Origin of the sequence: Pseudactinotalea sp. (genome assembly GCF_048594945.1) — a bacterium.
GTDB lineage: Bacteria > Actinomycetota > Actinomycetes > Actinomycetales > Beutenbergiaceae > Pseudactinotalea.
This window is the reverse complement of sequence record NZ_JBMDXJ010000307.1, coordinates 1-9,168: the sequence shown is the minus strand read 5'-3', so window position 1 is coordinate 9,168 and position 9,168 is coordinate 1. Positions and strand designations below refer to the sequence as shown.

8 protein-coding genes are annotated in these 9,168 nt (G+C 69.8%); 1 reads left to right on the top strand and 7 read right to left on the bottom strand.

Annotated features, from left to right (window positions below; translation table 11 throughout):
* The 7 genes from ACOJSN_RS13595 to ACOJSN_RS13565 form a co-directional block, all read right to left on the bottom strand.
* Positions 1-1,284 (bottom strand): beta-galactosidase (locus tag ACOJSN_RS13595; protein WP_420113040.1); only part of this gene is annotated, 1,284 nt, incomplete at its 3' end.
* Between the two features lie 135 nt (positions 1,285-1,419).
* The gene (locus ACOJSN_RS13590; RefSeq protein ID WP_420113039.1) at positions 1,420-2,895 is read right to left on the bottom strand and encodes a mannitol dehydrogenase family protein; all 1,476 of its coding nucleotides are present in this window, start codon (positions 2,893-2,895) and stop codon (positions 1,420-1,422) included.
* On the bottom strand, positions 2,892-3,785 hold the full coding sequence (locus ACOJSN_RS13585; protein ID WP_420113038.1) for a carbohydrate ABC transporter permease: 894 nt from the start codon (positions 3,783-3,785) through the stop codon (positions 2,892-2,894). Before ACOJSN_RS13585 ends, ACOJSN_RS13590 begins: the two co-directional genes overlap by 4 nt.
* Entirely contained in the window at positions 3,782-4,636 is an 855-nt protein-coding gene (locus tag ACOJSN_RS13580) for a carbohydrate ABC transporter permease (RefSeq protein WP_420113041.1), read from the bottom strand. Before ACOJSN_RS13580 ends, ACOJSN_RS13585 begins: the two co-directional genes overlap by 4 nt.
* 114 nt (positions 4,637-4,750) lie before the next feature.
* Positions 4,751-6,136 carry an ABC transporter substrate-binding protein gene (locus ACOJSN_RS13575; protein ID WP_420113037.1) on the bottom strand — a complete coding sequence of 462 codons (1,386 nt, stop codon included), beginning with the start codon at positions 6,134-6,136 and terminating at the stop codon, positions 4,751-4,753.
* Positions 6,137-6,204: 68 nt separating this feature from the next.
* Positions 6,205-6,978, bottom strand: coding sequence for a DeoR/GlpR family DNA-binding transcription regulator (locus ACOJSN_RS13570; RefSeq protein ID WP_420113036.1), 774 nt, complete (start codon positions 6,976-6,978; stop codon positions 6,205-6,207).
* A gap of 302 nt (positions 6,979-7,280) precedes the next feature.
* On the bottom strand, positions 7,281-8,447 hold the full coding sequence (locus ACOJSN_RS13565; RefSeq protein WP_420113035.1) for an FAD-dependent monooxygenase: 1,167 nt from the start codon (positions 8,445-8,447) through the stop codon (positions 7,281-7,283).
* Positions 8,448-8,495: 48 nt separating this feature from the next.
* On the opposite strand from ACOJSN_RS13565, the gene ACOJSN_RS13560 reads away from it, so the two are divergent.
* Positions 8,496-9,110, top strand: a complete 615-nt coding sequence (locus ACOJSN_RS13560; RefSeq protein WP_420113034.1) for a trimeric intracellular cation channel family protein — start codon at positions 8,496-8,498, stop codon at positions 9,108-9,110.
* Positions 9,111-9,168 lie beyond the last annotated feature (58 nt).

Genomic DNA, 9,168 nt, shown 5'->3' with positions numbered 1-9,168 from the left:
ACGCATGCGGTCCATGTACGTCAGCTCGCTGGGATGCGCGTCGAGCTCGAGAGCCCACCATGCCTCGTAGTCCCAGACCAACGCCGTGCGCGCCTGCACCCGTGACCCGGTCAGCGGCGCCAAGGCTGCGACCGCGGCGCCCAGCTCGGTGGCGTCGCGGAACATCTGACTGTCGGGCCCGGCGTGCGGCACGAGCGCCGAGTGGAACTTCTCGGCCCCCGCCTGCGAGGCACGCCACTGGAAGAACATCACCGCGTCGGCACCGCGTGCCACGTGGGCGAGCGAGTTCCGCATCATCTCGCCTGGTGCCTTCGCGCGGTTGCGGGGCTGCCAGTTCACGGCGCCGGACGAGTGCTCCATCAGCAGCCACGGGCGCCCCTGTGCGACGCCGCGCGTCAGGTCCGCCGACAGCGCCAGCTCGATGTGCCGGTCCGGGTCGGCGGCGATCGTGTAGTGGTCGTTGGCGACGACGTCGACCTCGCGCGCCCAGCGCCGGTAGTCCATCCACTTCGTGGCCGTGCTGCACATGAAGTTCGTGGTGATCGGAACCTCAGGCGTGATCGGCCGGATCGCGTCACGCAGCTCCACGTAGTACGCGAGCAGCTCGTCGGAGCTGTAGCGCGCGAAGTCGAGCTGCTGCGTGGGGTTGGAGTGACTCGGCGCCGCTCGCGGGGGCAGCACCTCGGCGAAGTCGCCGTACCGCTGGGACCAGAACGCCGTGCCCCACGCCGCGTTGAGCGCGTCGATGTCGCCGTAGCGATCCTGCAACCAGGCGCGGAACGCGGTCGCCGCGTTGTCCGAGTAGTCGTGCGGCACATGGCAGCCGATCTCGTTGTCCACGTGCCACAACGCCAGCGCGGGGTGACCGGCGTACCGCTCGGCGACCACCACCGCCATCCGCACCGCGTACTCCCGCCAGATCGGCGAGCTCACGGAGTAGGCCTGCCGCGCGCCGGGCGAGAGCAGCGTGCCGTCGACCGTGCGGGGCAGGATCTCGGGGTGCTTGCGCGTCAGGCACGGCGGCGGCGACGCAGTGGCTGTGGCGAGCGAGACGCGGATGCCCGCCTCGTGCAGCCGGTCCATGGTGGCGTCCAGCCACGCCCAGTCGTAGCTGCCCTCGCGCACCTCGATGCTCGCCCACGCGAAGATCGCCAGGCTCACCGCGGTGACACCGGCCTCGCGCATCAGGCCGACGTCGGCCAGCCTCACCTCGTCGGGCCACTGCTCCGGGTTGTAGTCGCCGCCGAAGCCGATGCCCCGCAGTCCATGAATCGATTCGATCACGCCGCCAGCCTACCCGCCCCGACCCCCTCACCCCTACCCTCGCCATCTCAGCCAAACCACACCCAAAGGGCACAAACGTGTCCGCGAGGTATGGCCGGCCAAGCCCCGCGGACACGTTTGTGCCCTCTGGGCGGGTCAGGAGAGGATGCTGCGCAGGGTGGCGCGTGCGCCCTGCGCGCGCAGGGTCGACAGCGCGGCGAGGTACGGCTCGGTGAACGCCGGCCGATCGGCGAGGTCGCCGAACATGCTCGACTCACGCACGAAGGCGAGCGGATCGTCGGCCTGCGCGAGTGCTGCCGCGTGCCGCTCGTCCCAGCGCCGGTCGACCGCCTCGATCGGCTCTCCCTGCTCGCCCGTGCCCTCGGCGTACCGCGCCCAGCTCGCCACGATCGCCGCCGCGAACGTCACCGGCCTGTCCTCGGCGAGGTTGGTGCGGATCACCGGCACCAGCCACTGCGGGATGCGGTCCGAGGAGAACGCCGCGAGCCGCGCCACCGTGTCACCGATCGCGGCGTTCGAGAACCGTGGCAACAACTCGTCGCGGAATCCCTCGAGGTCCATCTCGTCGTCCCGAGGGATCGCCGGTGTGGCCTCGGCGAGATAGCGCCGGACCAGCTCGGCGATGTCCGGATCCGTCGCGGCCTCGTCGGCGTAGGTGTGCCCGAGCAGGTGCCCGAAGTACGCGAGGGCTTGGTGCGAGGAGTTGAGCAGCCCGAGCTTCATCAGCTCGTACGGGCGGACGTCGTCGGCGAGCGCGGCGCCGACCTCCTCCCACGGCGGCCGGCCATCGACGAAGCGCTCCTGGATCACCCACATGCTGAACGGCTCACACACGGCCGGCCAGCCATCCACCACTCCGAACGTCTCCTCGAGAAGGGACCGGTCGCCGTCGGTCGTCACAGGGGCGATCCGATCGACCATCGTGTTGGGGAACGCGACCTCCTCACGCACCCACGTCCCCAGCTCGGCATCGAGCCGCTCGGCGAAGGCGCCGAACGCGAGCTTGGCGAGGTCCCCGTTGCCGGGCAGGTTGTCGCAGGACATCACGGTCAGCGGGCCGGTCCCGTTCTCACGCCGCCGGGCGAGCCCGGCGACGATGAGTCCGAAGGCCGTCGACGGCGTCGCACCCGGTTCGAGGTCGGCCAGCACCTCGGGCGTGGGGTCGAACGAGCCGGTGGCCTCGTTGACGCTGTAGCCGCCCTCGGTGATCGTGAGCGAGACGACCTTGGTAGCCGGGTCAGCGATCTTGGCGACCACGGCCGCCGGGTCCTCCGGTGCGAGCAGATAGTCGACGATCGACCCGATCACGCGGGCCGAGACGTCCTCGCCCACCTTCTCGATCACCGTGTACAGGTGGTCCTGGGAGCGCAGCACCTCGGCCATCCGCGCGTCCTGCGGCAGCACGCCCACGCCGCAGATGCCCCAGTCGGTCGCACCGGCGGCAAGCACGTCGTCGGTGTAGACCGCCTGGTGCACGCGGTGAAAGGCGCCCACGCCCAGGTGGACGATGCCGGCCGTGACCGCGCTGCGGTCGTAGCCGGGCACCGCCACCCCGCGGGCGGCGATCGCCTCCAGGTTCGCGGCGTTGAGTGCGATCGGGGTGTCGGTCACTTCACTGCTCCCATCGAGAGTCCTTGCACCAGTTTGTCCTGCGCGGCGAACCCTGCGATCAGCACCGGCAGAGAGACCACGGTCGCGGCCGCGCACACCTGGGCGAGGAACTGCCCCTGCGATGTCACGAAGCCGGTGAGGAACACCGGTGCGGTGCCGGCCGTGACGCCGGTGAGCACGCGCGCGAACAGCATCTCGTTCCACGCGAAGATGAAGCAGATCAGCGCGGTGGCGGCCACCCCGGGCGAGATGATCGGGAGGATGATCCGCCGCAGGGTCATCACCCGGCCTGCACCGTCGAGCGACGCTGCCTCGAACAGCGCCGGCGGGATGTCTACGAGGAACGAGCGCAGCATCCACACCGCGATCGGCAAGTTCATCGCCGCGTAGATGATCAGCAGGAACCAGATGTTGTCCAACAGCTGCAGCCGGCCGGCGATGAGGTACAGCGGCATCAGGCCCGCCACCGCGGGCAGGAACTTGGTGCTGAGGAAGAAGAACATCACGTCCGACCACTTGCGCACAGGCTTCACCGACAGCGCGTAGGCGGCAGGGACGGCGAGCAGCACCACGAGGATGGTGCTGATGCCCGCCGCCCAGAGCGAGTTGATCAGTGTGGGCCAGGGGTTCGCCCCGGACTCGGCACCGAAGAACGAGCGATAGCCGTCGAGCGTGAGCGGTGCGAACACCTGCGGGGTGGGGCTGGCCGCGTCCGTCTCGGAGTGGAAGCTGGTCAGCACCATCCACACGAGCGGCAGCGCGAACAGCAGGCCCACCGCCCAGGCGGCGAGCCCGAGGCCCATCCTGGTGGCGCGGGACTCCCGGCTACGGCCAGGTGCGGTGGCCGCGCGGACGCGGCGGGTACGGGGTGCAGCGGCGACGGCGGTCATCGTGACGCCTCCTCCTTCAGCAGGCTCGACACCGAGCGCAGCGCGAACGTCGAGACGACGATCGTGCCGATCACCACGAGCACACCCTGTGCGGATGCCAGCCCGTAGTTCTGCGCGGTGAAGAGGGTCTGATAGATCGTGTAGGGCAGGTTGGCCGTGCCGAGCGAACCCGAGGTGATGGTGAACACCGCGTCGAAGTTCTGCACGATGTAGATGGCGCCCAGGAGCCCGGCGAGCTCGAGGTAGCGGCGCATGTGCGGCAGCGTCATGAAGACGAACGTCTGCCACGCGCTGGCACCGTCGAGGCCGGCAGCCTCGAGCACCTCATGGTCGCGGGACTGCAGCCCGGCCAGCAGGATCAGCGTCATGAAGGGCGTCCACTGCCAGACGAGCTGGAAGATGATCGAGCCGAGCGGGAACTGCGTGATCCAGTCCACGCCCTCCATCCCGAACCAGCCGAGCACACCATTGATGAGCCCGAAGGTCGGGTTGTAGATCGCGTGCTTGAACAGCAGCGCGGCCGCGACCGGGACCACGAGGAACGGCGCGATGATCATCGTGCGCACGATCCCGCGTCCGAAGAACTTACGGTTGAGCAGCAACGCGACGCCGAGCCCGAGCACCAGGCTCAGCAGGACCACGCTGACCGTGAGGGTGATCGTGGTGAACACCGAGTTCCGCATGTCGGCGTCCACGAACACGTTGACGTAGTTCTGGAAGCCGGCGAAGCCGCGGTCGTCGGGGCGGAACGCGTCCCACCGGAAGAACGAGATCACGAGCGTGGCGACGAACGGAAGCTGCGTCACCACGATCATGAACACGAGGGCAGGCAGCAGCGGTGCCCTGCGCATCCACTTGGCACGTGGCTCGGTCGGGTATCCCTGGGCGTCGGTCTGTGAGGCTCGGATGGTCGGAGCCGGCTTCTCGACGGCGGGTGCTGGGGTTGTGGTCATGACGTCCCCCTCTCAGTCTTCTCGGTAGGTGTTGGCGACCCGTTCAGCGAGCGTCTGGCCCTGGGACACGGCATCGGGCACGGAGGTTCTCCCCGCGATCGCGCTCGAGACGTACTGGCTGAACTTCGTGCCCAGATCGGTGAACTCGGGGATCCCCACGAACTGGATCCCGGGTGCCGGGCGTGGCTGCACACCCGGGTCGTTGGGGTCGGCCTCGAGGATCGCGGTCCGGGTGGCCTCGGCGAACGCGCCCGCGGCGTCGAGGTAGTCCGGGTTGTCGTACGTGGACTGGCGCTTGCCTGCAGGGGCACGCTCCCAGCCGTACACGTCACCCACCAGCGCCTCGTACTCGGCCGAGGACGCCCAGGAGATGAACTCCCACGCGTCGGCGGCCCGCTCGGGGTCCTCGTCCGCGATCCGCGCCTGCATGGCCCAGGACCACAGGAAGAGCCAGCCCGCGGAGTCGGTCTCCATGACCGGCGCCTGCGCGTAACCGACGTTGCCCGCGATCGGGGAGCCTTCAGCTTCGAGGCTGCCGGCTGCCGAGGTGGCGTCGTACCACATCGACACCTGGCCGCCGATCATGGCGTTGAGGCACTCGGTGAAGCCCGAGCTGGGAGCGCCGGCCTGGCCGTGCTCACGGACGAGGTCCACATAGAACTGCACAGCCTCGGAGAACTCCGGCGAGTCGACGCCCGCTGTCCAGTCCTCCTCGAACCACGTGCCGCCGAAGGTGTTGACCACCGTGGTGAGCGGAGCGATCACCTGTCCCCAGCCGGGCTGGCCGCGCAGGCAGATGCCGGACATGTCGGATCTGGTCTCGTCCACCGTGGCGGCCGCCTCGGCGACCTCGTCCCACGTGGGGCGGTCGGGCATCTCGATGCCCGCCTCGTCGAACACGTCGGTGCGGTACATGAGGAACGAGGACTCGCCGTAGAAGGGTTCCCCGTAGATCGTGCCGTCCACACTCAGCGCATCGGCAGCAGCCGGGAAGATGTCGGACTGGTCGAACTCGGTGTCGACGTCCGTGTACTGGTTCAGCGGCGTGAGCCAGCCGTTGCGGCCGTAGATGGGGATCTCGAAGTTGGACAACGTCGCGATGTCGTACTGGCCCGCCTGGTTGGCGAACTCCGACGATGCCTTGTCCCGCAGGTCGTTCTCGGGCAGCACCGTGAAGTTCACGGTGATGCCCGTCTCGGCGGTGAAGTGCTCGGCGGTGAGGGCCTGCAGATCCATCATCTGCGGGTTGTTCACCATGAGCACGTTGATGGAGTGCCCGGAGTTGTCGAAGCCTCCGGCTCCGGCGGTGCAGCCTGCGGTGAGCGCGGCAACAGCGACACCTGCGACCACGGCCGCGCGTCGTCGCGCGCGCCATCGGGTGTGCGATCGGTTCGGCATGCGGTGCCTCCTCGTTTCTCTCGTCTGGAACTCGGATGGGGTCGGACTATGTCTGCTTCAGTTCTCCTTCAGACGCGGATCACTCGCGGTCCGAGCGCGCTGAGCCGGTGTGCCACGTGGTTGCTGAGGCCGGTGTCGGTCACCATCACCTCGAAGTCGGCGATGTCAGCGAAGTGGGCGAAGCTGCGCACACCGAACTTGGTGTGGATGCCCACGAAGATTCGGCGCCGTGCCGCCGCCACCGCCGCACGCTTGACGGCTGCCACCACCGGGTCCGGGGTGGAGAGCCCGCGCTCCTGGTTCACGCCGTTGGCGCCCATGACCGCGACGTCGAGCGTGAACTCGGCGAGCATGCGTTGCGCCCACTCGTCCACCGTCGCCTGCGTGCGCCCGCGCACGCGACCGCCCACGATGTACACGGTGTGCTGCGCGAACTCGCTCACGTGCTGGGCAGCCGCCAGGGAGTTGGTGAGGACCGCCAGCGGGCGGCTGATACGGCCGAGCCCGCGCGCCACGAGGTCGGGGGTGAACCCTTCATCGATGTAGACCGACTCCGCGTTGCCGAGCTCCTCGATCGCTGCATCGGCGATCCGCTGCTTCTCCGGGAGCATCGACGTGGCTCTGTGGGCGAGCTCGGACTCGAAGCCGGCCCCCTCGACCGGCCGCGCGCCGCCGTGGGTGCGGCGGACCAGGCCGGCGTCGACCAGCGCCTTGAGGTCGCGGCGCACGGTCTCGGTGGCGACCTGCAGGGCGCGCGCGAGCTCGGTGACGGAGACCGAGCCCTCGTCGCGAGCCTGGGTGAGGATCGCAGCACGGCGAGCGTCTCCGGCGTGATCAGGCATCGTGGCCTCCACTTCGTCGGGGATCTCGAGGGCGTCGGCGCCTGACACTTGTCTAGTGGCGGCAGCGCCAGGTCCCAAGTGGGATTTGCCCCCATTGGATGCCCGATTCTGACGCGAATCGGGCATTCACGCAGGCGGTCGGGCTCGCCTCGCTGATCCGATGTCAACGTTCACAAGCCCGCGTATCGCCGGAAATGTGCCAAAGAGGCCGCTCTAGCGAGCCCACGCCGATGGCGCGAGTCATGCCCGATCAGGCACCGCCGTCGTGCCCGATGTGTGCCCGGTCACCGCACCGAGGACGCTCAGGTGGGCGGTTGCCAGCCCATGACAGCGTCCGCACCCCGGCTGATGGCCGCGCTCGGCGTCAGGCGCATCAGCGCATTGCGCACGCCCTGCAGCGCCGGACCCAGGTGTGCGCCGCCGAGCGCCGACGCGGTTGCAGCCCGTGCGATGGAGCGGCAGCGAGGCCGGCGCGCGGCGTCGTACTGCGCGAGCGCCTCGCCCACGTCGGCCCCTGCCCTGACCTGTGCCCCAAGCAATCGCCCGACGCAGATCCCGTCCTCCAGCGCCGACGCAGCACCTTGACCCATCGTCGGCAACATCGCGTGCGCGGCGTCCCCCACGAACACGACCCGCCCCACGTGGTAGCGCCGCATGCCACCGGGCAGGTGGACAACGTCGTGGCGGATGACCGCGTCGGCGGGCGTCGCGTCGATCAGGCCCCGCACCGGCTGGGCCCAGTCGTCGAAGCGTTCGCGGGCCGCCAGGTGCTCGTCCAGATAGCGGGTGCCCTGCGGCAGCCGCACGTAGCCGTACCAGTAGGTGAGGCCGTGGCCCACCGGCATCGTGCCGAACTCGGCGCGCGGTCCCCAGTACTGCGTCAGCACGCTCGGCTCGAGCTCGTGCCGGAGCACTGCGCGCCAGCTCGAGTACCCGGAGTAGACCGGCACCGGGCGCGGCGCGAGTGCGGTGCGCACAGCGCTGTGGACGCCATCGGCGGCAACCACCAGGTCCGCTCGGTGCTCGATTCCCGCCGCTGTGACGACCGCATCCGCGCCGTCGGGGGCGCCCGGGACGATCCCAGTCACCTCGGCACCTGTCATCACCTCGACGCCTGCGGCGCGCGCCCGGTCCAGCAGCGCTTCGTGCAGCCGAGGCCGGTGGACGCCACGCATCGTGACGCCCTCCACGTCGGGGGCGATCGCCAGGATCGGGTAGCCGTGCTGGTCGAACGTGCCGCCCGCCCGCGTGGGCACGCCTACCTCCTGGATCGCAGCATCGGCGAACCCGAGCGCCTGCAGCGAGGCGATCCCGTTCCGGGCGAGCGCTACCCCGGCGCCGACCTCGCCGACCTCGGACGCCCGCTCCAGCACTGTTACCTGCCAGCCCTCACGCGCGAGACCGAGTGCCGACGCGAGACCCCCGATCCCAGCGCCCGCAACCACCGCGGTCCGTACTCTCTCCGTCACAGCACCAGTCTCGCGCTGCCGCGCTACCTCGTCGACCACACTGGGACCGTGACCACGGCACTGACCGCGCTGACGGCGATCGGCATCCTCGCGTTCGCGCTCTCGGGCGCCCTCATGGCGGTCCGCAAGCAGATGGACGTGGTGGGGATGTTCGTGCTCGGCTCGCTCACCGCCGTCGGTGGCGGGCTTGCGCGGGATCTGCTGCTGGACCTGCCACCCGCCGCGCTGCGCACGTCGTGGTGGTGGCTGCTGATCGTCGCGGCCACCACCATCGTGTTCTTCTTCCACGGCGCGGTGCAGCGGCTGCGGCGGGCGGTGCTCGTGTGCGACGCCGTTGGGCTCGGCGTGTTCTGCGCGACCTCGACCACGATCGCGCTCGAGAAGGGCCTCGGCCCGCTGGAGTCGGTGCTGATCGGCGTGATGGGTGGCGTGGCAGGCGGAGTGCTGCGCGATGTCCTCGCCGGCGAGATCCCCTCCGTGCTCCGCCGCGACACCAAGCTGTACGTGGTGCCGGCCGTGCTCGGCTGCGCGCTGCTCGCGGCTGTCGCCGAGATCGTCGACGGCGTCTGGCCCGTGGTGCTCGCGGCTGCCGCCATCGTGGTGGTCAGGATTCTCGCGCTCTGGCGCGGCTGGACAGCCCCGGCGCCGCGGCCGGGAGCGTAGGGTCGGACGATGGCCGGGATCCGCGGTTTCACGAGCTGGGTCGGCACCGTACTCGGCA